The sequence below is a fragment of the Pseudomonas nabeulensis genome, from assembly GCF_004682045.1.
Lineage (GTDB): Bacteria > Pseudomonadota > Gammaproteobacteria > Pseudomonadales > Pseudomonadaceae > Aquipseudomonas > Aquipseudomonas nabeulensis.
The window spans coordinates 17895-41755 of the sequence record NZ_QUZT01000027.1 but is presented as its reverse complement, the minus strand read 5'-3'; the positions used below and the strand labels follow the sequence as shown (position 1 = coordinate 41755).

General features: G+C 61.1%; 18 protein-coding genes. 12 read left to right on the top strand and 6 right to left on the bottom strand.

The genetic code is table 11. From position 1 onward, the window contains the following. Positions 1–16: 16 nt before the first annotated feature. From DYL61_RS15610 to tpx, 4 genes are all read right to left on the bottom strand, one after another. Positions 17–3124 (bottom strand): efflux RND transporter permease subunit, encoded by a 3108-nt coding sequence (locus tag DYL61_RS15610; RefSeq protein ID WP_135309052.1) that lies wholly within the window; start codon positions 3122–3124, stop codon positions 17–19. Next, entirely contained in the window at positions 3121–6222 is a 3102-nt protein-coding gene (locus tag DYL61_RS15605) for an MdtB/MuxB family multidrug efflux RND transporter permease subunit (protein WP_135309051.1), read from the bottom strand. Before DYL61_RS15605 ends, DYL61_RS15610 begins: the two co-directional genes overlap by 4 nt. Continuing rightward, positions 6219–7523, bottom strand: coding sequence for an MdtA/MuxA family multidrug efflux RND transporter periplasmic adaptor subunit (locus tag DYL61_RS15600; protein WP_135309050.1), 1305 nt, complete (start codon positions 7521–7523; stop codon positions 6219–6221). The genes DYL61_RS15605 and DYL61_RS15600 overlap by 4 nt, the downstream gene beginning before the upstream one ends. A gap of 231 nt (positions 7524–7754) precedes the next feature. After that, positions 7755–8255, bottom strand: a complete 501-nt coding sequence (gene tpx / locus DYL61_RS15595) for a thiol peroxidase (RefSeq protein ID WP_135309049.1) — start codon at positions 8253–8255, stop codon at positions 7755–7757. Between the two features lie 158 nt (positions 8256–8413). Between tpx and DYL61_RS15590 the strand changes: the two genes are divergently transcribed. The 10 genes from DYL61_RS15590 (at position 8414) to DYL61_RS15545 (ending at position 19586) form a co-directional block, all read left to right on the top strand. Beyond that, a complete protein-coding gene (locus DYL61_RS15590; protein WP_135309048.1) occupies positions 8414–9703 on the top strand; it encodes a glycosyltransferase in 1290 nt (429 codons plus the stop codon). A gap of 72 nt (positions 9704–9775) precedes the next feature. Continuing rightward, complete coding sequence (locus tag DYL61_RS15585) at positions 9776–10681, top strand: AraC family transcriptional regulator (RefSeq protein ID WP_135309047.1); 906 nt, start codon at positions 9776–9778, stop codon at positions 10679–10681. A 160-nt stretch (positions 10682–10841) separates the two neighbouring features. Further along, the gene (locus DYL61_RS15580) at positions 10842–12152 is read left to right on the top strand and encodes an ABC transporter substrate-binding protein (protein WP_135309046.1); all 1311 of its coding nucleotides are present in this window, start codon (positions 10842–10844) and stop codon (positions 12150–12152) included. 167 nt (positions 12153–12319) lie between these two features. Further along, complete coding sequence (locus DYL61_RS15575; RefSeq protein WP_135309045.1) at positions 12320–13210, top strand: carbohydrate ABC transporter permease; 891 nt, start codon at positions 12320–12322, stop codon at positions 13208–13210. 10 nt (positions 13211–13220) lie between these two features. Further along, entirely contained in the window at positions 13221–14051 is an 831-nt protein-coding gene (locus tag DYL61_RS15570) for a carbohydrate ABC transporter permease (protein WP_135309044.1), read from the top strand. 22 nt (positions 14052–14073) lie between these two features. Continuing rightward, positions 14074–15177 carry an ABC transporter ATP-binding protein gene (locus DYL61_RS15565; RefSeq protein WP_135309043.1) on the top strand — a complete coding sequence of 368 codons (1104 nt, stop codon included), beginning with the start codon at positions 14074–14076 and terminating at the stop codon, positions 15175–15177. A gap of 18 nt (positions 15178–15195) precedes the next feature. Next, a complete protein-coding gene (locus DYL61_RS15560; RefSeq protein WP_135309042.1) occupies positions 15196–16671 on the top strand; it encodes a mannitol dehydrogenase family protein in 1476 nt (491 codons plus the stop codon). 140 nt (positions 16672–16811) lie between these two features. Beyond that, positions 16812–18293: a xylulokinase gene (xylB, locus tag DYL61_RS15555; RefSeq protein ID WP_135309041.1), complete on the top strand. Its 1482-nt coding sequence runs from the start codon at positions 16812–16814 to the stop codon at positions 18291–18293. A 12-nt stretch (positions 18294–18305) separates the two neighbouring features. Continuing rightward, complete coding sequence (locus DYL61_RS15550) at positions 18306–19244, top strand: carbohydrate kinase family protein (RefSeq protein WP_135309040.1); 939 nt, start codon at positions 18306–18308, stop codon at positions 19242–19244. Between the two features lie 84 nt (positions 19245–19328). Further along, entirely contained in the window at positions 19329–19586 is a 258-nt protein-coding gene (locus DYL61_RS15545) for a DUF2790 domain-containing protein (RefSeq protein WP_135309039.1), read from the top strand. A gap of 92 nt (positions 19587–19678) precedes the next feature. Here the strand turns inward: DYL61_RS15545 and DYL61_RS15540 are convergent, their stop codons facing one another. Continuing rightward, complete coding sequence (locus DYL61_RS15540) at positions 19679–19945, bottom strand: DUF1652 domain-containing protein (protein ID WP_105697096.1); 267 nt, start codon at positions 19943–19945, stop codon at positions 19679–19681. A gap of 306 nt (positions 19946–20251) precedes the next feature. On the opposite strand from DYL61_RS15540, the gene map reads away from it, so the two are divergent. After that, positions 20252–21004 carry a type I methionyl aminopeptidase gene (map, locus tag DYL61_RS15535; RefSeq protein ID WP_135309038.1) on the top strand — a complete coding sequence of 251 codons (753 nt, stop codon included), beginning with the start codon at positions 20252–20254 and terminating at the stop codon, positions 21002–21004. A 235-nt stretch (positions 21005–21239) separates the two neighbouring features. Here the strand turns inward: map and sfnG are convergent, their stop codons facing one another. Beyond that, positions 21240–22325 carry a dimethylsulfone monooxygenase SfnG gene (gene sfnG / locus DYL61_RS15530; RefSeq protein WP_135309037.1) on the bottom strand — a complete coding sequence of 362 codons (1086 nt, stop codon included), beginning with the start codon at positions 22323–22325 and terminating at the stop codon, positions 21240–21242. A 257-nt stretch (positions 22326–22582) separates the two neighbouring features. Between sfnG and DYL61_RS15525 the strand changes: the two genes are divergently transcribed. After that, positions 22583–23821, top strand: a complete 1239-nt coding sequence (locus DYL61_RS15525) for an acyl-CoA dehydrogenase family protein (protein ID WP_135309036.1) — start codon at positions 22583–22585, stop codon at positions 23819–23821. Positions 23822–23861: the final 40 nt, after the last annotated feature.

The window sequence follows — 23861 nt, the reverse complement described above, 5'->3', positions numbered from 1 at the left end:
ATGTTGGTTGAATCGGTCATAGCGCAGTGTCCAAGGCAGCATCGGTCCGTACGCCGCGCCAGGCGTTGAAACGATGGCGCGCGCGGTCGAGATAAAGGTAAACCACCGGGGTGGTGTAAAGGGTCAGGACCTGGCTGAACACCAGGCCGCCAATAATGGTCAGGCCCAGCGGGCGACGCATTTCTGCGCCATCCCCCGCGCCCAGCAGCAAGGGCAAGGCACCGAGGATGGCCGCCAGGGTGGTCATCAAGATCGGGCGCAGCCGCAGCAGGCAGGCGCTGCGAATCGACTCCAGTGGCCCGAGGCCGTCGTGGCGCTCCAGCTGCAAGGCCAGGTCAATCATCAAGATCGCGTTTTTCTTCACCACGCCGATCAACAGGAACAGGCCCAGCAAGGAAATCAGGCTGAACTCGCCACCGGTCAGGTAAATCGCGAGCAACGCGCCGACACCGGCCGACGGTAATGTCGACAGAATCGTCAGCGGGTGAATGTAGCTTTCATAGAGGATGCCCAGCACCAGGTACACCGCCACCAGCGCGCCGAGGATCATGAACGGCTGGCCCTTCTGGGTCGCCGCAAAGGCATCGGCGGTGCCGGCCATCTTGGCGATCACGTCTTCCGGCAAACCGACCTTGGCAATCGCCCGCTCGATGGCGGCCGTGCCCTGCTCCACCGTCACCCCGGGCGACATATCGAAGGCGATATTTTCCGAGGCGAACTGGCCTTCATGACTGACCCGATCATCCGCCAGGCTGTTTTCATAATGGGCAATGGTCGACAACGGCACTCGCGCACCATCAGCCGTAATCACCTGCATCTGGTTCAGGGTGATCGGGTCCTGGGCGTATTTGGGATTGACCTCCATCACCACCTGGTACTGGTTGAGGCTGTCGTAGATGGTGGAAATCTGCCGCTGGCTGTAGGCGTTATTCAGCACCGCCGTGACCATGCTCATGTCGATGCCCAGGCGCTTGGCCTGGTCGCGGTCGACCACCAGCGTAACCTGCGCCGCCCCCCGACCTTCGCGGGCATCAATGGCGGTGAGCTCCGGCAATTCGCGCAAGGCCGCGACCACTTTCGGGTACCACAGGCGCAACGCGGCCAAGTCACCGCTTTGCAGGATGTAGGAATACTGCGCGCTGGTCTGGTCGCGACTGCCACCGAATTGCAGGTCCTGGTCAGCCATCAGGAACAGGCGCCCACCCGGCACCAACGGTACGTCCTTGCGCAGACGCTCGATCACCGCCTGGGCAGAGACCTTGCGCTCGCTGATGGGCTTGAGGCGCACCAGCATCACCGCGTTATTGGTGCCGTTGTTACCACCGATAAAGCCAGCCACGCTCTGCACCGCCGGGTCCTTGAGTACGGCCTGGCGGAACGTCTCCATCTTCGGCTGCATCACATTGAACGACAGCCCGTCATCGCCGCGCACAAAGCCGATCAGTTGGCCGGTGTCTTGCTGTGGCATGAAGGTTTTTGGCACCACCACGTACAGCGCAATATTCACGCCCACGGTGATCAACAGGCTGAGCAAGGTCAGGCGACGGTGACGCAGTACCCAATCCAGGCTGGTGGCGTAGCCGGCGACCATGCGGTCGTTGAGCTTCTGGCTCCAGCGTTGCAAGCCGGTCATCTGCCCTTTGACATGGGGCTTGAGCCAACGGGCGCAGAGCATCGGGGTCAGGGTCAGCGACACCACCAGCGAGACGATGATCGCCGCCGACAAGGTGATGGAGAACTCGCGGAACAGGTTGGTGACGATGCCGCCCATAAACAGGATCGACAGAAACACCGCCACCAGCGACACGTTCATCGACAGCAAGGTGAACCCGACTTCCTTGGCCCCCAGGTACGCCGCCTTCATCGGCGGCACACCGTCGTCGATATGCCGGGAAATGTTCTCCAGCACCACGATGGCGTCGTCCACCACCAGGCCAGTGGCGAGGATCAGCGCCATCAGCGAGAAGTTGTTCAATGAGAAGCCGAACAGGTACATCACCGCAAAGGTGCCCACCAGCGACACCGGCACTGCAAGGGTTGGGATCAACGAGGCGCGGAAGTTACCGAGGAACAGGTACACCACCAGGATCACCAGGGCCACGGCAATCAGCAGAGTCATCTCGGCTTCATGCAGGGTGGCAGTGATCACCGGCGAGCGGTCCATGGCCAGGTTGAGCTTGACGCTGGACGGCAGCACCGCCTGCAACGCCGGCAACTGCGCCTTGATCTGGCGGACGGTCTCGATGATGTTGGCGCCGGACTGGCGGTTGATCACCAGCAGCACCGCCGGCTCGTTGTTGAAGAAACCACTGTTGTAGCGGTCTTCCACACCGTCACTGATCTTGGCCACATCCCCCAGGCGCAACGCCGCGCCGTTCTGGTAGCGAATCAGCAGCGGTTCGTAGTCCTTGGCTTTTTCCAGCTGGTCATTGGCCTGGATCTGCCAATTGCGCTCGCTGTCTTCCAGGGAGCCCTTTGGCCGACGCTGGTTGGCGTTGGCGATGGTGTTACGCACATCGTCCAGGGCCACGCCGTACTGGTCGAGGGCCTTGGGCTCCAGCTCGATACGCACCGCCGGCAAGGAACTGCCGCCGATCTGCACTTCGCCCACACCCGGCACCTGGGACAGGCTTTGGGACAGGATGGTCGAGGCCAAGTCGTACAGCTGACCTTTCTGCAACACGTCCGAGGTCAGCGACAGCACCATGATCGGTGCCTGGGACGGGTTGATCTTCTTATAGGTGGGCATGCTGCGCATACCACTGGGCAACAAGTTGCGCGAGGCGTTGATTGCCGCTTGCACCTCACGCGCCGCGCCGTTGATATCGCGGTCGGAATCAAACGCCAGAATCACCCGCGTGGAGCCCTGGCTCGACGAACTGCTCATGGTGGTGATGCCGGCAATCGCGCCGAACGAACGCTCCAGCGGCGTGGCCACGGTCGATGCCATCACCTCGGGGCTGGCACCGGGCAAGCTGGCCGACACCACGATCACCGGGAAGTCGATCTGCGGCAGCGGCGACACCGGCAGCAGATTGAAGCTCACGCCGCCCAGCAACATGATCGCCAGGCTCAACAGCATGGTGGCAACCGGCCGGCGAATAAAAGGTCCGGACAGGTTCATGACTCAACCGGCTCCAGGCTTTGCGGCTCTTTGCGCCAGCGACGGCCAAGGCGGTCGAAATACAGGTAGATCACCGGCGTGGTGAACAGGGTCAATACCTGACTCACCAGCAAACCACCGACCATGACCAGGCCCAACGGTTGACGCAGCTCTGCACCGGAACCGGTGGCCAACATCAACGGCACCGCACCAAACAAGGCAGCCAGGGTGGTCATCAGGATTGGCCGGAAGCGCAATAGCGCCGCCTGGTAGATCGCGGTCTGCGGGTCGAGGCCCTGGTTACGTTCGGCATCGAGGGCGAAGTCGATCATCATGATCGCGTTCTTTTTCACGATACCGATCAACAAAATAATGCCGATGATCGCGATCATGCCCAGGTCATTGCCGCTGAGCAGCAAGGCGAGCAAGGCCCCCACCGCCGCCGACGGCAAGGTCGAGAGGATGGTGATCGGGTGGATATAACTCTCGTAGAGCACGCCGAGCACGATGTACATGGTCACCACCGCTGCCAGGATCAGCAGCAAGGTGCTCGACAGCGACGCTTCAAACGCCTGGGCCGCGCCCTGGAATTGTGTCTGCACACCCACCGGCATGCCGATGTCTTTCTGGGTCTGGTTGATCAGCTCCACGCCTTTGCCCAGCGCCACGCCAGGGGCCAGGTTGAACGACATCATTACCGCCGGGAACTGGCCGATATGCGCAATCGCCAACTGCGCCTGACGCTGTTCCACATGGGCCAGGCTCGACAGGCGTACCTGCCCGCCATCGGTGGTCTTCACGTGGATCTGGTTCAGTGCCGCCGGGCCCAGGGTTTCGCCCGATTGGGCCTGCAATACCACGCGGTACTGGCTGGCCTGGGTGTAGATGGTGGAAATCTGCCGCTGGCCGAAGGCGTCGTACAGCGCGTCGGTGATGGTCGACACGCTGACGCCCAGACGCGAGGCCGCATCGCGGTCGATCACCAGGAACACTTGCAGGCCTTTGTCCTGCAAGTCACTGGCAACGTCGGTGAGCTCCGGCAACTGGCTGAGGGCATGTACCAGTTTGTCACTCCACAGCGCCAGCAGGTCGGCGTCTGGCGAGGACATGCTGAATTGGTACTGGGTGCGGCTTACACGGTCTTCGATGGTCAGGTCCTGCACCGGCTGCATGAACAGACGGATGCCCACCAGCTTGTCGATGTGCGGTTGCAGGCGCGTGATCACCTGGGCCGCGCTCAGGTCACGCTGGCCGTGGGGCTTGAGGTTGATCAGCAGACGACCGCTGTTGAGCGTGGCGTTATCACCGTCTACACCGATGTAGGAAGACAGGCTTTCCACGGCCGGATCCTCCAGGATGATCTTGGCCAATTCCTGCTGGCGCTGGCTCATCGCGGCGAAGGAAATCGACTGCGGCGCCTCGGAAATGCCCTGGATCACCCCGGTGTCCTGCACCGGGAAAAAGCCTTTGGGCACCACCAGGTAGAGGAATACGGTCAGGCCCAGAGTGGCGATGGCCACCAGCAGGGTCAGCGGTTGATGCTTGAGCACCCACTGCAATTTGCGTCCGTAGGCTTCGATCAGCCAATCGATCCAGGCACCGCTGGCCTTGTAGAAACGGCCCTGCTCTTCTTCCTTGGGTTCACGCTTGAGCAAGCGCGCGCACATCATTGGCGTCAGCGTGAGCGACACCACCAGGGAAATCAGGATTGCCACCGCCAGGGTGATGGCGAATTCGCGGAACAGCCGCCCGACCACATCGGCCATGAACAGCAGCGGGATCAGTACCGCAATCAGCGACAGGGTCAGGGACACCAGGGTAAAGCCGATCTGCTTGGCGCCCTTGAGCGCCGCGGCCATCGGCGTTTCGCCTTCCTCGATATAGCGGGAAATGTTCTCCAGCATCACGATGGCATCGTCCACCACAAACCCCGTGGCGATGGTCAGGGCCATCAGCGTCAGGTTGTTGATGGAGAAGCCCGCCAGGTACATCACGCCAAAGGTGCCCACCAGGGACAGCGGCACGGCGATGGACGGAATAATCGTCGCGCTGACGCGGCGCAGGAACAGGAACGTCACCATCACCACCAAGGCAATGGCGATCAGCAATTCATGTTGTACGTCAGTGACCGAAGCGCGGATGGTCTGGGTGCGGTCGGTGAGTACCGTCACATCCAGGCCGGCCGGCAGGTTGTCGGTGATGCTCGGCAGCAGCGCCTTGATGCGGTCGACCACCTCGATCACGTTGGCACCGGGTTGGCGCTGGATATTCAGCAGCACGGCCTGGTTTTCATTGGCCCACGCGGCGAGGCGTTCGTTCTCGGCGCCATCGACGATCTGCGCCACGTCTTTCAGGCGCAGCGGCGCGCCGTTGTTGTAGGCCAGGATCAGCTCGGCATATTGCTGCGGTGAGACCAACTGGTCGTTGGCGTCGAGCATCGACACCCGCGTTGGGCCGTCAAAGTTACCCTTGGGCTGGTTGACGTTGGACGCGGCGATCAGGGTGCGCACGTCCGACAGGTTCAAGCCGTTGGCCGCCAGGGCTTCCGGGTTGACCTTGATGCGCACAGCCTGGCGCTGGCCGCCGGCAATGCTGACCATGCCGACGCCGCTGATCTGGGCAATTTTTTGCGCCATGCGCGTGTCGACCAAGTCATTGAGCTTGGGCAGCAACATGGTCTTGGAGGTGATCGCCAGGGTCAGCACCGGGGTGTCCGCCGGGTTGACCTTGTTGTACACCGGCGGCGCCGGCAAATCCTTGGGCAACAGGTTGGTGGCGGCGTTGATCGCAGCCTGCACCTGTTGCTCGGCGACATCCATGTTGATGTCGAGGTTGAAACGCAGGGTCAGCACCGAGGCGCCGCCGGAACTGGTGGACGCCATCTGCGTCAGGCCCGGCATCTGCCCGAACTGGCGCTCCAGCGGCGCGGTGACCGCACTGGTCATTACGTCCGGGCTGGCGCCGGGGTACAACGTCATCACGCGGATGGTCGGGTAGTCCACCTGGGGCAAGGCCGACACCGGCAGCAAGCGATAGGCAATGATGCCGGCCAAGACAATGGCCAGCATGCTCAGCGTGGTGGCGACCGGGCGAAGGATAAACAGCCGCGACAGGTTCATGAACCGACCTTTTGCGCCTTGCCGGCGGTAGCGCCGGTCTCCCCTTTGGCGGCGGGCTTGCCTTGCAGGTGCTCGGTCGGGGTGGTCAGCACTTCGCTGCTGCTGTTGACCACTTCGATCTCGCTGCCGTCCTTCAAGCGGTCGGTGCCTTCCAGCACCACGCGGTCGCCGGCGACCAGGCCTTCCTTGATCACGGTGTTGTCGCCATCGGTGTCACCCACCACCAGCGGCTGGACCTTGACCTTCTTGTCGCCGTCGAGCTTGTAGACAAAGGTGCCGCTGTTACCGAACTGGATCGCGGCGGACGGCGCCAGCACGACGTTATGCAGAGTGTCGGCCAGCAGGTGCACGTTGACGAACTGGTTGGGGAACAGGGCCTGGTCCTTGTTATCGAAACGGCCTTTGAATTTCAGGGTGCCGGTGGTCACGTCGATCTGGTTGTCGAGGCTTTGCAGCACGCCGACGGCCTGTTGTTTCGCGTCGCCACGGTCCCAGGCTTCCACCGGCAGCTTGTTGCCGGCGTGATAGCGGGTGAGCACTGTATCGAGGGTGTTTTCCGGCAGGGTGAAGACCACGTTGATCGGCTGGGTCTGGGTAATCACCGCGATGAAAGTGGTGTCGTTGGCCGCCACCAGGTTGCCGACGTCGACCTGGCGCAAGCCCACGCGGCCAGTGATCGGCGCACGGATCTTGGTAAATTCGAGGTTGAGCTTGGCGTCATCCACCGCGCCCTGGTTGGTCTTGACCGTGCCCTGGTATTGCAGGACCAGTGCTTCGGCGGTGTCCAGGGTTTGCTTGGCAATACTGTCCTGGGCGTAGAGACCGCGATAACGCTCCACATCGACCTGGGCGTTTTTCAGCTGGGCCTGGTTCTGCAACAGCGTGCCCTGGGCCTGGAGCAAGGCGTTCTGGTAGCTGCGCGGGTCGATCTCGGCGAGCAGGTCGCCGGCCTTGACCATCTGCCCTTCTTCAAAGGCGATCTTGACCAACTCCCCGCCCACCCGGCTGCGCACATTGATGGTATTGAGCGCGGTCACCGTGCCCAAGGCCTTGTAGTACACCGGGAACTCGCCCTGTACTGCCGGCGCCACACGCACCGGGATGGGACCTGTGGAGCCACCAAAGCCCGGGCGCATCATCCCCGTCTTGCCGGCACGCCCGGCGGGCTTTTGCTCGGCGCTGTCCGTGTGGCTGCCTGGCCAGAATTTCCAGCACAGGCCGGCAATAATCAGCAGCACGAGCAGGCCGAACAGCCAGCGGCGGGAGTTACGAGGGGTGGATTGCATGGAGTGATCAACCATTGGGCGCGAGAGCTTCTACTTGGGGAGGCTGAAAGATAAGCACTGGGGCGCATTAAGAAAAGCGCCTTTACCGGCTATTTACCTTGGGCTTACAACTTTTAACTTCTGACCTTAGTCCATTCGCTATCGGGCTAAGCCTCTGAGCGACAAATAAAAACGGCCTGGACTAGGCCAGGCCGCAATCATGCATCACGCGTGTTACTGCTAAACGACAGTAATGCGCCGAAACAGTTACTTCAAAACAGCCAGGGCTGCTTCGTAGTTTGGCTCTTGGCCGATTTCGGCAACCAGTTCGCTGTGCAGCACGTTATCGTTTTCGTCCAGTACCACAACGGCACGGGCGGTCAGGCCTTTGAGCGGGCCTTCAGCGATGGCTACGCCGTAGTCAACGGCGAAGGCTGCGCTGCGGAAGTCCGACAGGTTCTTCACGTTTTCCAGGCCTTCGGCGCCGCAGAAACGAGCCTGGGCGAATGGCAGGTCAGTGGAGATGCACAGGACGACAGCGTTGTTCAGCTCGTTGGCCTGGGCATTGAACTTGCGTACCGACGTGGCGCAGGTCGGGGTGTCAACGCTTGGGAAGATATTCAGCACTTTGCGCTTGCCGGCGAAAGTAGCCAGGGTTGCGTCCGACAGGTCGCCGGCGGTCAGGGTGAACTCAGGGGCCTGGGTGCCGACTTGTGGCAGTTCGCCTTCAACCTGGACAGGGTTACCACGGAGAGTGACTTGAGCCATGAACGGAATCCTTATGCTGGGTTTATTGAAACGAATTCGAGAGGCGGAAGTTAACCACAAAGTTGTGTGGCTACCTACCGCCATGCACAAATTGTCATGCCGCCCGCTTGTGGTTTAATTGCGCGCTTTGCGCCCCCTCTCCAAGGAAACCGTTGTTGATGAATCTGCCTGCCACCCGCGTCCTGGTCATTGGTTATGTCTGGCCCGAGCCTCGTTCCTCGGCTGCCGGCGGGCACATGATGCAAATCCTTGAGAGTTTTCTTACACAAGGTTGGGACATTACCTTCGCCAGCCCAGCCGCACTTGGCGAGCACAAGGCCGATTTGCAGGTGCTGGGTATTGCCGAGCGCACCATCGAACTCAATAACAGCAGTTTCGATGACTTTGTTCGCGAACTGGCCCCGGATATCGTGCTGTTCGACCGTTTCATGATGGAAGAGCAATTCGGCTGGCGTGTAGAAAAGTGCTGCCCCGACGCCCTGCGCGTGCTGGAAACCAGCGACCTGCAAAGCCTGCGCGACGCGCGCCATCAGCGCCTCAAGGCCCAGCTCAAGGCCGATCCCGACAGCGATGATTTCAGCGCGCTCTTTGCCCCTGCTCTCACGCAGGAGTTCCAGCTGATGGCTGACACCGACCTGGCCAAGCGTGAAATCGCCGCGATTTACCGTTGCGATATCAGCCTGATGATCTCCGATGTGGAAATCCGCCTGCTCACCGAGCAGTTCAAGGTGCCTGCTGCCCTGCTCCACTGGTGCCCCTTGATGATGGAGGCGCCGACCGCACCCTTCACCCCGTTTGAAGACCGTGCGCACTTCCTCAGCATCGGCAACTTCCGCCACGCGCCCAACTGGGATGCCGTGCTGTGGATGAAAAACAGCGTCTGGCCACTGATCCGCCAACACCTACCCGGCGCCCAGCTGCACATCTATGGCTCGTACACGCCGCCCAAGGCCACGGCATTGCACAACCCGGCCCAGGGTTTTCATGTGATGAACTGGGCCGAAGACGCGCTAGCGGTGATGAGCGCCGCCCGCCTCTGCCTGGCGCCGCTGCGTTTCGGCGCCGGCATCAAGGGCAAGCTGGCGGACGCGATGCTCTGCGGCACGCCGAATATCACCACCCCCATCGGCGCCGAAGGCATGGCAGATGATCAGCCATGGCCTGGCGTGATCGAACAGAGCGCCCCCGCGTTTGCCGCTGCCGCCGTGGCGCTGTATCAGGATCGCAGCCGCTGGGTCCAGGCTCAGGAAGATGGCCGCCAACTGCTGGCCCATCGCTATGACCAGACTATCCACGGCCCAGCGCTGATCGAGTGCCTGGAGCAATGCCGCAGCCACCTGGCCCACCACCGTCGCGACAACTTCACCGGCAGCATGCTGCGCCATCATGCGCATAAAAGTACCCAGTACATGTCCCAGTGGATCGAGGCGAAAAACCGCAGCCTGTAAACACCAAGGCTGACAGCGTCGCACACATGGGGGCATTATTCGGGTCGCACCCAACAATAAAGCGACGGCAGCATGACCCGAGCAGCGCGCATCACCGACCCGTCCTACGAGTTGATGGACGATCACAACGGTCTGTCCATCATCTACCGCCAGCACGGTTTCCCCTGCCCGCTGGTGCGCTGGCATTTCCATAAGGAATACGAGCTGCACCTGATCGTCGCCAGCTCCGGCAAGGTGTTTATCGGCGACTACATCGGCAATTTCTATCCGGAAAGCCTGTTCCTCACCGGCCCCAACCTGCCTCACAACTGGATCAGCCAAGTGGAGGAAGACGAAGTAGTGGCCAAGCGCGACATGTTGGTGAACTTCACTGATGAGTTGTTTGAAAGCGGTAGCCAGACATTTGCCGAACTCAAGACGCTGGCGCCGTTGCTGGAACGCGCGCAGTACGGCATCGAATTCCGCTGTAAAAAGACCATCGCCCAAGCCATGGCCTTGATGCAACGCATCGAAGACGCCCAAGGCATGGCGCGCCTGGGACACTTCTTTATCCTGCTGGACGTATTGAGTGCCTGTGAGGACTACCAATTACTCTCCGGCGTGACCACGCCGCAATTGGCTGACGAACACAGCATCGACCGTACCAACCGCGCAGTGGACTACATCTTTGCCCACTACGCGCGGGAATTACCGTTGGAAGAAGTGGCGGACTACCTGGGGATGAAGCCCACCTATTTTTCGCGGGTGTTCAAACAGGCCACCGGGCGCACATTTATCGAGTTCGTCAATCGGCTGCGTATCAGCAAGTCCTGCGAGTTGCTCGCGGACGGCGACAAAGCGGTGACGGACGTGTGCTTTGAGTCGGGGTTCAACAACATCTCCAACTTCAACCGGCGCTTCCAGCAACTCAAAGGCATGACCCCTTCCCACTACCGCCGCCTGGCGGTGCAGCGGTTGACCGAGCAGAACCTCGCGTGATCGAGTGCAAAAAAGTATCAGTCCCAGTGCGCCCAAGGATTTGTCACACCGCCATTTCAAGGCTGTAATCAACCGCACACTCTTCCTGACTCCCTGTGGGAAGACACAACAACAATAACTGTCCTTCTGTAGCCCCCTGGGCGCGGAAATGGAGTGCGCGATGAAGTTCACAGCAAAAGCCCTGCTCGCTTGTACCTGCATGACCCTCAGCGCCGTCAGCCTTGGCGCGCAGACCCTGACCATTGCCACCGTCAACAACAGCGACATGATTCGCATGCAGAAGCTCTCGAAAACCTTCGAGACCGAGCATCCGGAGATCAAGCTGAACTGGGTGGTGCTCGAAGAAAACGTGCTGCGCCAACGCCTGACCACCGACATCGCCACCCAGGGCGGACAGTTCGATGTGTTGACCATCGGCATGTACGAAGCTGCACTGTGGGGTGCCAAGGGTTGGCTGGAGCCGATGAAGGACCTGCCGGCGTCCTACGACCTCGACGATGTGTTCCCTTCGGTGCGTGACGGTTTGTCCGTCAAGGGTTCGCTGTATGCCCTGCCGTTCTATGCCGAAAGTTCGATCACCTACTACCGCACCGATTTGTTCAAGGACGCCGGGCTGACCATGCCCGAGCATCCGACCTGGACCCAGATCGGCGAATTCGCCAGCAAACTCACCGACAAATCCAAAGAGCAATACGGCCTGTGCCTGCGCGGCAAAGCCGGTTGGGGCGAGAACATGGCGTTGATTACCACTTTGGCCAACGGCTACGGTGCGCGCTGGTTCGATGAGAAGTGGCAACCGGAATTCAACGGCCCTGAGTGGAAGGACGCGCTGAACTTCTACGTCGACAACATGAAGAAATCCGGCCCGCCGGGTGCTTCCAGCAACGGTTTCAACGAAAACCTGGCGCTGTTCAACAGCGGTAAGTGCGCAATCTGGGTCGATGCCAGCGTGGCCGGCTCGTTTGTCACCGACAAGACCCAGAGCAAGGTCGCGGATCACGTCGGCTTCACCTTCGCCCCCCACGAGAAGACCGACAAGGGCACGTCGTGGCTGTACTCCTGGAGCCTGGCGATTCCAACCAGTTCCAAGGCCAAGGACGCCGCCAAGGTGTTCACCAGCTGGGCAACCTCCAAGGAATACGGCGAGTTGGTGGCCAAGACCGACGGCATCGCCAATGTACCGCCAGGTACGCGCAAGTCGACCTACAGCGATGAGTACATGAAGGCTGCGCCGTTTGCCAAGGTAACGCTGGAATCGCTGAAAGTCGCGGACCCGACCAAACCGACCCTCAAGCCGGTGCCGTATATCGGTATCCAGTTGGTGACCATTCCTGAGTTCCAGGCGATTGGCACGCAGGTGGGCAAGTTCTTCTCGGGTGCATTGACCGGGCAGCAGACGGTGGATGCGGCATTGACCGCTGCGCAGACCACTACTGAGCGGGAAATGAAGCGGGCCGGTTACCCCAAATAACCCTGCCTCACCACTGTAAATGTGGGAGGGGGCTTGCCCCCGATGAGGACCGGTCAGCCAACTAATTTGTAGCTGATCCACCGCTATCGGGGGCAAGTCGAATCGTCGCACCGCCCCTCCCACATTGATCGCACTCTGATTCTTGCTCTGTAGTGGCCTTGAATACCATGAATACACCACCCAAAAACCGCCTGGCCAACCCCGGCTGGTTCCTTGTCAGCCCTTCGGTGGCCTTGCTGCTGTTGTGGATGATCGTGCCGCTGGGCATGACCCTGTACTTTTCGCTGATCCGCTACAACCTGCTCTACCCCGGCGAAAACGAGTTCGTGGGGCTGGAGAACTTCACCTACTTCATCACCGATTCGGGCTTCCTGCCCGGCGCCACCAATACCCTGTTGCTGGTGGGCAGCGTGCTGCTGATCAGCGTGGTGCTCGGCGTGTTGATCAGTGCGCTGCTGGAGGCCAGTGAGTTCTTCGGTCGCGGCCTGGTGCGGGTGTTGCTGATCTCGCCGTTCTTCATCATGCCCACCGTCGGTGCGCTGATCTGGAAGAACCTGATTTTCCACCCGGTGTCGGGGATTCTTGCCGCGGTGTGGAAATTCTTCGGCGCCGAGCCGGTGGACTGGCTGGCGCACTACCCGTTGCTGTCGATCATCATCATTGTCTCGTGGCAATGGCTGCCCTTCGCCATTCTGCTGCTGATGACCGCCATGCAGTCCCTCGACCAGGAACAAAAGGAAGCCGCGCGCCTGGACGGTGCAGGCGCCATCGCGATCTTCTGGCACCTCACCCTGCCCCACCTGGCACGCCCGATTGCCGTGGTGGTGATGATCGAGACGATCTTCCTGCTCTCGGTCTTCGCCGAAATTTTCACCACCACCAACGGTGGCCCCGGCTACGCATCGACCAACCTCGCCTACCTGATCTACAACCAGGCACTGGTGCAGTTCGACGTGGGCATGGCCTCGGCCGGCGGCTTGATTGCCGTGGTCATCGCCAATATCGCGGCGATCATCCTGGTGCGGATGATCGGCAAAAACCTGACTGACAAGCCTTGAGGGCCGCGCCATGACGCTTCAACAATCCCGTCGCCTGCAAAGCCTGTTGCTCGGCACGTTGGCCTGGGCCATCGCGATCCTGATTTTCTTCCCGATCTTCTGGATGGTGCTGACCAGCTTCAAGACCGAAATCGACGCGTTCGCCACGCCGCCGCAGTTTATCTTCACGCCGACGCTGGAGAACTACCTGCACATCAACGAGCGCAGCAACTATTTCGCCTACGCCTGGAACTCCGTGGTGATCTCCTTCAGCGCCACCGCCCTGTGCCTGCTGATCTCGGTGCCGGCGGCCTACTCCATGGCGTTCTACGAAACCCAGCGCACCAAGGGCACGTTGCTGTGGATGCTCTCCACCAAAATGCTGCCGCCCGTGGGCGTGCTGATGCCGATCTACCTGTTGGCCAAGAGCCTGGGCCTGCTGGATACGCGTATCGCGCTGATCATCATCTACACACTGATCAACCTGCCGATCGTGGTGTGGATGGTTTACACCTACTTCAAGGACATCCCCAAGGACATCCTCGAAGCCGCGCGCCTGGATGGCGCGAGCCTGTGGCAGGAAATGGTCACAGTGCTGCTGCCGATTGCCAAGGGTGGCCTGGCGTCCACCGTGCTGCTGTCGCTGATCCTGTGCTGGAACGAGGCATTCTGGTCGTTGAACCTGACCTCCTCGAATGCCGCGCCGCTCACTGCGTTGATCGCCTCCTACTCCAGCCCCGAAGGTTTGTTCTGGGCCAAATTGTCGGCCGTCTCGACCCTGGCCTGCGCGCCGATCCTGATCTTTGGCTGGATCAGCCAGAAACAGCTGGTGCGCGGTTTGTCCTTCGGCGCTGTTAAATAATAATTCCAAGCGGAGGCCCATCATGGCCAACCTGAAAATCAAGAATCTGCAAAAAGGCTTCGAAGGTTTCTCGATCATCAAAGGCATTGACCTGGAAGTGAACGACAAAGAATTCGTGGTGTTTGTCGGCCCGTCGGGCTGTGGCAAATCCACCCTGCTGCGATTGATCGCCGGCCTGGAAGAAGTCAGCGAAGGCACCATTGAGCTGGACGGTCGCGACATCACTGAAGTGACCCCGGCCAAGCGCGACCTGGCCATGGTGTTCCAGACCTACGCGCTGTACCCGCATATGAGCGTGCGCAAAAACATGTCGTTTGCCCTGGACCTGGCTGGCGTCGACAAGAAGTTGATTGAAAGCAAGGTCAGCGAAGCGGCGCGCATCCTGGAGCTGGGGCCGTTGCTGGAACGCAAGCCCAAGCAGCTCTCCGGCGGCCAGCGCCAACGCGTGGCGATTGGTCGAGCGATTGTGCGCAACCCGAAGATCTTCCTGTTCGATGAACCGCTGTCCAACCTCGACGCCGCCCTGCGGGTGCAAATGCGCCTGGAGTTGGCACGCCTGCATAAAGAACTGCAAGCCACCATGATCTACGTGACCCACGACCAGGTCGAGGCCATGACCCTGGCCGACAAGGTGGTGGTATTGAACAGTGGCCGCATTGAACAGGTCGGTTCGCCGCTGGAGCTGTACCACCAGCCGGCCAACCTGTTTGTGGCGGGCTTCCTGGGGACGCCGAAAATGGGCTTCCTCAAGGGCAAGGTCACCCGCGTTGAGGCCCAGGGCTGTGAGGTTCAGCTGGACGCCGGCACCACCGTCAGCCTGCCGCTAAGCAGTCCGACCTTGAGCGTCGGCAGCGCCGTGACCCTGGGTATCCGCCCGGAACACCTGGAGATCGCCGCCCCCGGCCAGACCACGCTGACCGTCACCGCCGACGTCGGCGAGCGCCTGGGCAGCGACACCTTCTGCCACGTCAATACCGCCAGCGGTGAGCCGCTGACCCTGCGCATTCGTGGCGACATGGCCAGCCAATACGGCGAGACGCTGCACTTGCACCTCGACCCAGCGCACTGCCATCTATTCGACGCCGAGGGTGTCGCCGTGACCCGTCCACTGCGCGCTGCCGCCTGATTTCGCGAGTATTCCGTCATGAAACTGAATAAACAGAACCTCACCCAGTTGGCGCCCGAAGTGCAACTGCCGACTTATACCCACACCTCGCAGGGCATCGCCCATATCGGCGTCGGCGGTTTCCACCGTGCGCACCAGGCGTATTACACCGACGCGCTGATGAATACCGGCGAGGGCCTGGACTGGAGCATCTGCGGCGTCGGCCTGCGCAGTGAAGACCGCAAGGCCCGCGACGACCTGGCCGGTCAGGATTATCTATTTACCCTGTATGAACTGGGCGATACCGACGACACCGAAGTGCGCGTGATCGGCTCGATCAGCGACATGCTGTTGGCCGAAGACGGCGCCCAGGCCCTGATCGACAAGCTCGCCAGCCCCGAGATCCGCATCGTCTCGCTGACCATCACCGAGGGCGGCTACTGCATCGACGACAGCAACGGCGAGTTCATGGCCCACCTGCCGCAGATCCAGCACGACCTGGCGCATCCAAAGGCACCGAAAACCGTGTTCGGCTTTATCTGCGCCGCCCTGACCCAGCGCCGCGCCGCCGGCATCCCGGCATTTACCGTGATGTCCTGCGATAACCTGCCCCACAACGGCGCCGTGACGCGCAAGGCGCTGCTGGCCTTCGCTGCGTTGCACAACGCCGAACTGCATGACTGGATCAAGGCGAATGTGAGCTTTCCGAACGCCATGGTCGACCGCATCACGCCGATGACCAGCACCGCCCATCGCCTGCAATTGCACGACGAACACGGCATCGACGATGCCTGGCCGGTGGTATGCGAGCCGTTTGTGCAATGGGTGCTGGAAGACAAGTTCGTCAACGGTCGCCCGGCGTGGGAAAAGGTCGGCGTGCAGTTCACCGATGATGTGACGCCTTATGAAGAGATGAAGATCGGCTTGCTCAATGGCAGCCACCTGGCGCTGACGTACCTGGGTTTTCTCAAAGGCTATCGGTTTGTGCACGAGACCATGAACGACCCGGTGTTCGTGGCGTATATGCGTGCGTACATGGACCTGGACGTCACGCCGAACCTGGCGCCGGTGCCGGGTATCGACCTGACCGATTACAAGCACACCCTGGTGGATCGCTTTTCCAACCAGGCGATTGCCGATCAGTTGGAACGGGTGTGCTCCGACGGCTCGTCGAAGTTTCCCAAGTTCACCGTGCCGACCATCAACCGCCTGATTGCCGATGGGCGCGAGACCGAGCGTGCGGCGTTGGTGGTGGCGGCTTGGGCGTTGTACTTGAAGGGCGTGGATGAGAATGGGGTGAGCTACAAGATCCCCGACCCGCGTGCGGAGTTTTGCCAGGGGTTGGTGAGTGACGATGCATTGATCAGCAAACGGCTGTTGGGCGTGGAGGAGATTTTTGGTACGGCTATTCCCAATTCGCCTGAGTTTGTGGCAGCGTTTGAGCGGTGTTTTGTGAGTTTGCGTGACCACGGTGTTACCGCAACCCTGCAAACTTTACTGAAGAAACCGGCTTAAAAAATGTGGGAGGGGGCTTGCCCCCGATGGGGGTGTGTCAGTCACCTATGTTTCAACTGACACTCCCTCATCGGGGGCAAGCCCCCTCCCACACTGGACTGTATTGCCAACCCAAGAATAATACTGCTGAGCACCCCACCATGACCCAGCAAAACCTGTTCCTCGGCATCGACTGCGGCACCCAGGGCACCAAGGCCATCGTCCTCGACGCGTCCACCGGCAAGGTGCTTGGCCTGGGCGCTGCTGCCCACACCCTGATCAGCGGCGCCAACGGCCGTCGCGAACAACACACCCAGGAATGGCTCGATGCCTTTACCGAAGCCACCCACCGCGCCTTGCAACAGGCCGGCGTCGACGGCCAGGCCATCCTAGGCATCGGCGTATCCGGCCAGCAACACGGCCTGGTGCTGCTGGATAAGCAAGGCCAGGTCCTTCGTCCGGCCAAGCTATGGTGCGACACCGAAACCGCGCCCGAGAACGACCGCCTGCTGCACCACCTGGGCGGCGAAAGCGGTTCCCTGGAACGCCTGGGCGTGGCGATTGCACCGGGCTACACCGTGTCCAAGCTACTCTGGACCCGCGAACAACACCCCGATGTTTTTGCGCGCACCGCCCATATCCTGCTGCCCCACGATTACCTCAACTACTGGCTCACCGGCCGCGCCGTGGCCGAATATGGCGATGCGTCCGGCACGGGGTATTTCAACGTGCGCAGCCGCCAGTGGGACCTCGACCTGCTCAAGCACATCGACCCCAGCGGGCGCCTGGAAGCGGCGTTGCCGGAACTGATCGAGGCCGATCAACCCGTCGGCACCGTCCTGCCCGCCATCGCCGAACGCCTGGGGATCAACCCCAATGCCATTGTCGCCAGCGGCGGCGGCGACAATATGATGGGCGCCATTGGCACCGGCAATATCGCACCGGGCGTGATCACCATGAGCCTCGGCTCATCGGGCACCGTCTACGCGTTTGCTGATCAACCCAACGTCAGCCCCCAAGCCTCGGTGGCCACGTTCTGCTCGTCCAGCGGCGGTTGGTTGCCGCTGATTTGCACCATGAACCTGACCAACGCCACCGGGGTGATTCGTGAGCTGTTCGAACTGGACCTGAACACCTTCAACGCCTTGGTCGACCAGGCGCCCATCGGGGCCGACGGCGTGAGCATGTTGCCGTTCCTCAACGGCGAACGCGTACCCGCCCTGCCCCACGCCACTGGCAGCCTGCACGGCCTGACCATGACCAACCTGACCCGCGCCAACCTGTGCCGGGCGGTGGTCGAAGGCACCACCTTCGGCCTGCGTTACGGCCTCGACTTGCTGCGCCAGACCGGTCTGCAAAGCCAAAGCATCCGCTTGATCGGCGGCGGCTCGAAAAGCCCGCTGTGGCGGCAGATGGTCGCCGATATCATGAACACCGAAGTGGTCTGCACCGAACAAAGCGAAGCTGCGGCCCTGGGCGCGGCGATCCAGGCGGCGTGGTGCCAATCCGGCGAATCGCTGGCCAGCCTGTGCGACAAATGCGTCAGCGTCGACCCGGCCAGCCGCACCTTGCCGGTGGCGGCCAACGTCAGCGCCTATCAACAGGCTTACGAGCGCTACCAGCAGCTTGTGGCAACCCTTTAAGAGCGAACGACTATGTATCTGGTGTGTGGTGAAGCGCTGTTTGATTTTTTCAGCGAGGAGGATGCCAGCGGGCAGGCTTCCAAGGTTAATTACAAGGCGATTGCCGGCGGTTCGCCGTTCAACGTGGCGGTGGGATTACGCCGCCTGGGCATCGAGGCGGGGTTGTTTGGCGGTTTGTCGACAGATTTTCTGGGGCGCCGCCTGTTGCAGGTGCTCAAGGATGAAGGTGTGAGCGAGCAATTCCTGGTGGAATTCGCGGCGCCCACTACGTTGTCGATGGTTGCCGTAGGGGCCAACGGCTCACCGCAATACAACTTCCGGGGCGAAGGGTGCGCCGACCGGCTGCTGGAAATCGGGCACCTGCCGGTATTGGGCGATGACATTCGCGGGCTGCATATTGGCTCATTCTCCTTGGTGGTGCAGCCCATTGGCGACACCCTGTTGAGCCTGGTCCAGCGTGAAAGCGGCAAGCGCCTGATCAGCCTCGACCCCAATGTGCGCCTGAACCCGCAGCCGGATATCCAGCTGTGGCGTGACCGCGTTGCGCAGTTGGTGAAGCATGCCGACCTGATCAAGGTCAGCGACGAAGACTTGCACCTGCTCTACCCCGACCAATCGCCCGAGAGCGTGCTGCAAGGCTGGCTGCAACACCGTTGCCAGTTGGTGTTCCTGACCCGTGGCGGCGATGGCGCGACGGTATTCAGCCGCCAGCACGGCAGTTGGTCTGCGCCAGCGGTCAAGGTGGTGATGGCCGATACGGTAGGTGCCGGCGATACCTTCCAAGCGGCTTTGATTGCCTGGTTGACCGAACAGCAACTGGATTCGGTGGAGGGGCTGCAACAGCTCACCCGCGCGCAGATCGACGCGATGCTGGGCTTTGCGACCCGCGCCGCAGCGCTGACCTGCGCCAAGACCGGGCCGGACCTGCCGTATCGCCAGCAGCTTGGATGAAGGTTTTGTCAGCCAGGCAAACATTAATCGATGCTTAATCCCGCAAGCCGAGAGTGAAGTTGTACCCACTTGCGGAGCACCACCATGAAACTGCGCACTCTCGTGTTTGGCGGCGCACTGGCGCTGGCAGCCGTGTCGAACCTGGCCCAGGCCGACGATGCCAAGCCCGTGCCTTACCACTACGGCATGCCGATGAATATCGCCAAAGTGTTGGCCATGAACGAAACCCCGACCGACGACTGCAAAGTCATCAAGGCCGATATCAAGTTCGTGGATACGGCGGGCAAAGTGCAAGACGTGAGCTACCGGAAAATGTCCGAAGCCTGCGACTTTCAAAACTGATTTCCTGTAGGCGCGAGCTTGCTCGCGAAAAAGGTACATCCGACGCCGCAATGCGCCTGAAATACCTTCGCGAGCAAGCTCGCTCCTACAGGTCAGTAGGCGCGCCCTCCCGCCCTTTGCAGGACAGGTGCATGGGTGTGCTTGAGATCCTCGCGCAACCCGGTGATCAGGTTGCAAATCGCTCGACTGCTGTCGAGCCTGTCTGCGTTGATGCCTTTGACTTCCAGGTCCACCCGGTCACGGTCGCGGTCGTCGTAGACCTTGATCGTCAACGAAGCATCTTCGGCTTTGGTGCATTCGCACCGTTTGGGCAGGAAACTTCCTTCAATAATGCTGCGAAGCTCTAATTCCGAAAGCATGGCCAACTTCTCCCTTTTATGGACCTACAACTTCGAAGCCTACTCGGCAAAACCGGCGCTCGTTGTAACTATTCTTCATAAGCGCAATGCCGGAATAGATAAGGAAAATGGCGTCGGTGATATCGTCGTCGAATCACTGCGATTAAACGTTTAACCCCCCGCGTGGCGCTGGATGGCACGTTGCACTCGGCAACATATCGCAATCTTTTTGCCAGGGCTTTACGCAAAATAGACCAAACGCATACGATTCATGGATCGGCCTGCGCGCCGAGCGGAACCTAACCTACTGACCCGAGAGTGCATGTAATGACCAAGACTGCCGAACAACTGGCCGTGATGCGCCAATCCGGTCGCCTGTTGGCCCAGGTATTTACGATGCTCGACGGTTTCGTCGTCGCTGGCCGGTCGACTTTGGAGCTGGACAGCGCCGTCGAAGCGTTTATACGCAATGACCTCAAGGCCCGGCCCGCCAGCCTGGGCCAGTACGACTACCCCTTCTCTATCAACACCTCGATCAACGAGGTGGTGTGCCACGGCATGCCCAGCGCAAAGGACGTGTTGAAAGACGGCGACATCATCAACATCGACATCACCCTGGAAAAAGACGGCTATATCGCCGATTCCAGCAAGATGTACATGATCGGCAGCGTGGCGCCCAAGGCGCGGCGCCTGGTGGAGAAGACCTTCGAAGCGATGTGGGCCGGCATCCGCCAGGTCAAGCCCGGCGCACGCCTGGGTGACATCGGGCATGCCATCCAAAGCCATGCGCAAACCAACGGCTACAGCGTGGTGCGTGAGTACTGTGGCCATGGCATCGGCCGGGAGATGCACGAAGAACCGCAGGTGCTGCACTTCGGCCGCCCCGGCACCGGGTTGGTGCTGCGCGAAGGCATGGTGTTTACGGTGGAGCCGATGCTCAACCAGGGCAGCTCCAAAGTACGCAGCCTGAAAGATGGCTGGACGGTGGTGACCCAGGACAACAGCCTGTCGGCGCAGTGGGAGCACACGGTGGCGGTGACGGCGGATGGCTTTGAGGTGCTGACCCTGCAAACACCTTGACCCTGTAGGAGCGGGCTTGCCCGCGAAGGCGGCGTATCATCTGGCACAAATGCTAGCTGACCCACCGCCATCGGGGGCAAGCCCCCTCCCACAGGGGATTGGCGCTGTACTCGGTTTTCCGGCCCGGCACAGATCCAAATGTGGGAGGGGGCTTGCCCCCGATGGCAGTGGATCTGCTTGCTTGTGTACCGGCCACAGAATTCAGGTTCCTCCCACATTTGATCGGTGGTGTTTATCAGGCCACCTGCTTGATCCCGGCCTTGGCTTCCAGCTCACGCACCAGCGGCAACACACGCTTGCCGAAGTACTCCACCTCTTCCTGGAAGTGCAGGAAGCCCGCCAGCACCAGGTCCACACCCACTGCCTTGAGCGCCACGATACGCTCGGCAATCTGCTGCGGCGTGCCAATCAGGTTGGTCTTGAAGCCGTCGTTGTACTGCACTAGGTCTTCAAAGCTGGACTTGGCCCAGTTGCCCTCGCCTTCCGGTGAAGCCTTGCCCGCCTGTCTGGCCGCGTCGCCAAAGGCATTCACGGCTTCCGGGTCGGCCTTGTCGATGATTTCGGCCAATACGGCGCGGGCTTCTTCTTCGGTGTCGCGGGCGATCACGAAGGCGTTGACGCCGACTTTGACCGAGTGGTTGTTGGCCGCCGCCTTGGCACGGATGTCATCGACCTGCGCCTTGATGCCTTCCGGGGTGTTGCCGTTGGTGAAGTACCAGTCGGACACCCGCGCGGCCATGTCCCGTGCGGCCCGCGAGCTACCGCCCTGAAACACTTCCGGTTGGCCGAGGGGCTTGGGCTTGAGTGTGTAGTTGTTGAAGCGGTAGAAATCGCCTTTGAACGTGAAGTCATCCTGGGACCAGATGCCTTTCAACGCGCGGATAAATTCTTCGGAGCGCCGATAGCGCTCGTCATGCTCCAGCCACGGCTCGCCGATGGCCTGGAACTCGCCCTTGAACCAGCCGCTGACGATATTTACCGCGATACGGCCGTTGGTGAGTTGGTCGATGGTTGCCAATTGCTTGGCCGCCAATGCCGGTTGCCATGGGCCTGGCAGGATCGCGGCGATCACCTTGAGTTTGGTGGTGGCGGCCAGCAGCGCATGGCTGAATGCCACGGATTCATGCTGGTTTTCAGCGCCGTAGCCGGCGGTGAAGCGAATCTGGGTAAGCCCGTACTCAAAACCGGCGGCTTCGGCCAGTTGCGCCAACGTGCGGTTGTAGTCGATGCCCCAGTGGGTACGTTGCTCGATCTTGCTCACCACCAGCCCGCCGCTGACGTTGGGCACCCAATAGGCAAATTTCACAGGACTCTGGCTCATCGGACGCTACCTCGCACAAAAGGGATGTACCGAGGGCTAGAGCAGCAAGTGTGCCAGGCCTGTAAGACGCCCGTACCAGCGGGGCTGCGACGAATAATGCAGGTCGGCGCCGATGTCGCGGATTGTGCGGGTTTGTCCATCCACTGTTGCCAGGGCAACAGTCGCCGAGATGTTTTCCCCGTAAACACAGGGGCCGGCACCCGGCACGGACTGTGCAATCCCCCAGGCTATTGATCACTGCCCAGGAGCCGTCCCCCATGACCGAACATCACGTCATCAACCCGCTGTCCACCGGCGTCGACTACCCCGCATTGGCCGGCCGCTTCCGACCGATCTTCCAGCGTATCGCCGAAGGCGCCGTGTTGCGCGAGCACACCCGCACCCTGCCCCATGAACCGATCCAGTGGTTGAAAGAAGCAGGCTTTGGCGCGGTGCGCGTGCCGGTGGAATACGGCGGCGGTGGCGCGTCTCTGCCTCAGTTGTTTGAGCTGTTGATTGAACTCGCCGAAGCCGACTCCAATGTGCCCCAGGCCCTGCGCGGGCACTTTGCCTTCGCGGAAGACCGCTTGAATGCGCCGCCAAGCGCCGGCCGTGACCTGTGGTTCAAGCGCTTTGTCGACGGCGATATCGTCGGTTGCGCCTGGACCGAGATCGGCAATGTGGCCATCGGCGATGTGGTCACCCAGGTCAGCCCCGACGGCGACAGCTGGAAACTCAACGGTGAAAAGTTCTACAGCACCGGCAGCATTTTCGCCGATTGGATCGACGTGTATGCCCAACGCAGCGATACCGGCGGCGACGTGATCGCAGCAACCCGCGCCCGCCAGCCTGGCGTGGTGCACAGCGATGACTGGGACGGCTTTGGCCAGCGCACCACCGGCAGCGGCACTTCGCGCTTTACCGATGCCGTGGTGGACGCAGAAAATGTGATCGACTTTGCGACCCGCTTCAAATACCAGACCGCGTTCTATCAGTTGGTGCTACTGGCCAGCCTCGCCGGTATTGGACGCGCAGCGTTGCGGGATGTGGCCCATCAGGTGCGCAGCCGCAAGCGCATCTACAGCCACGGCAATGCGCAGCATGTCAGCCAGGACGCGCAGATCCAGCAGGTGGTGGGCGAAGTCGCCGCGCTGGTGTATGCCGCCGAGGCCAGCGCCTTGAAGGCGACAGTGCCGGCGCAACAGGCGTACGTGGCGCGGTTTGGCGGGGATGATGGGGCTGAGCGTGAAGCCAATGTGGCCGCCGAGATTGAATCGGCCACGGCGCAGGTGGTGGTGTCGGAATTGATCCAGCGTGCGACCAGCGAGTTGTTCAATGCGCTGGGGGCGTCGGATGTGCGCCAGGGTAAAGCCCTTGATCGGCATTGGCGCAATGCGCGGACGGTGTCGTCCCATAACCCGGTGATCTACAAGGCACGGATTGTCGGGGATTGGGTGATCAATGGGGCTGAGCCGCCGTTTGTGTGGCAGATCGGGAATGGCCCGGCAAAGGCTTAAGGCCAGCCACAATCAACATGTGGGAGGGGGCTTGCCCCCT

Excerpts from the sequence above, each read along its gene's own strand:
- DYL61_RS15610 (WP_135309052.1), bottom strand. The coding sequence starts at position 3,124 with ATGAACCTGTCCGGACCTTTTATTCGCCGGCCGGTTGCCACCATGCTG.
- DYL61_RS15605 (WP_135309051.1), bottom strand. The coding sequence starts at position 6,222 with ATGAACCTGTCGCGGCTGTTTATCCTTCGCCCGGTCGCCACCACGCTG.
- DYL61_RS15600 (WP_135309050.1), bottom strand. The coding sequence starts at position 7,523 with ATGGTTGATCACTCCATGCAATCCACCCCTCGTAACTCCCGCCGCTGG.
- tpx (WP_135309049.1), bottom strand. The coding sequence starts at position 8,255 with ATGGCTCAAGTCACTCTCCGTGGTAACCCTGTCCAGGTTGAAGGCGAA.
- DYL61_RS15590 (WP_135309048.1), top strand. The coding sequence starts at position 8,414 with ATGAATCTGCCTGCCACCCGCGTCCTGGTCATTGGTTATGTCTGGCCC.
- DYL61_RS15585 (WP_135309047.1), top strand. The coding sequence starts at position 9,776 with ATGACCCGAGCAGCGCGCATCACCGACCCGTCCTACGAGTTGATGGAC.
- DYL61_RS15580 (WP_135309046.1), top strand. The coding sequence starts at position 10,842 with ATGAAGTTCACAGCAAAAGCCCTGCTCGCTTGTACCTGCATGACCCTC.
- DYL61_RS15575 (WP_135309045.1), top strand. The coding sequence starts at position 12,320 with ATGAATACACCACCCAAAAACCGCCTGGCCAACCCCGGCTGGTTCCTT.
- DYL61_RS15570 (WP_135309044.1), top strand. The coding sequence starts at position 13,221 with ATGACGCTTCAACAATCCCGTCGCCTGCAAAGCCTGTTGCTCGGCACG.
- DYL61_RS15565 (WP_135309043.1), top strand. The coding sequence starts at position 14,074 with ATGGCCAACCTGAAAATCAAGAATCTGCAAAAAGGCTTCGAAGGTTTC.
- DYL61_RS15560 (WP_135309042.1), top strand. The coding sequence starts at position 15,196 with ATGAAACTGAATAAACAGAACCTCACCCAGTTGGCGCCCGAAGTGCAA.
- xylB (WP_135309041.1), top strand. The coding sequence starts at position 16,812 with ATGACCCAGCAAAACCTGTTCCTCGGCATCGACTGCGGCACCCAGGGC.
- DYL61_RS15550 (WP_135309040.1), top strand. The coding sequence starts at position 18,306 with ATGTATCTGGTGTGTGGTGAAGCGCTGTTTGATTTTTTCAGCGAGGAG.
- DYL61_RS15545 (WP_135309039.1), top strand. The coding sequence starts at position 19,329 with ATGAAACTGCGCACTCTCGTGTTTGGCGGCGCACTGGCGCTGGCAGCC.
- DYL61_RS15540 (WP_105697096.1), bottom strand. The coding sequence starts at position 19,945 with ATGCTTTCGGAATTAGAGCTTCGCAGCATTATTGAAGGAAGTTTCCTG.
- map (WP_135309038.1), top strand. The coding sequence starts at position 20,252 with ATGACCAAGACTGCCGAACAACTGGCCGTGATGCGCCAATCCGGTCGC.
- sfnG (WP_135309037.1), bottom strand. The coding sequence starts at position 22,325 with ATGAGCCAGAGTCCTGTGAAATTTGCCTATTGGGTGCCCAACGTCAGC.
- DYL61_RS15525 (WP_135309036.1), top strand. The coding sequence starts at position 22,583 with ATGACCGAACATCACGTCATCAACCCGCTGTCCACCGGCGTCGACTAC.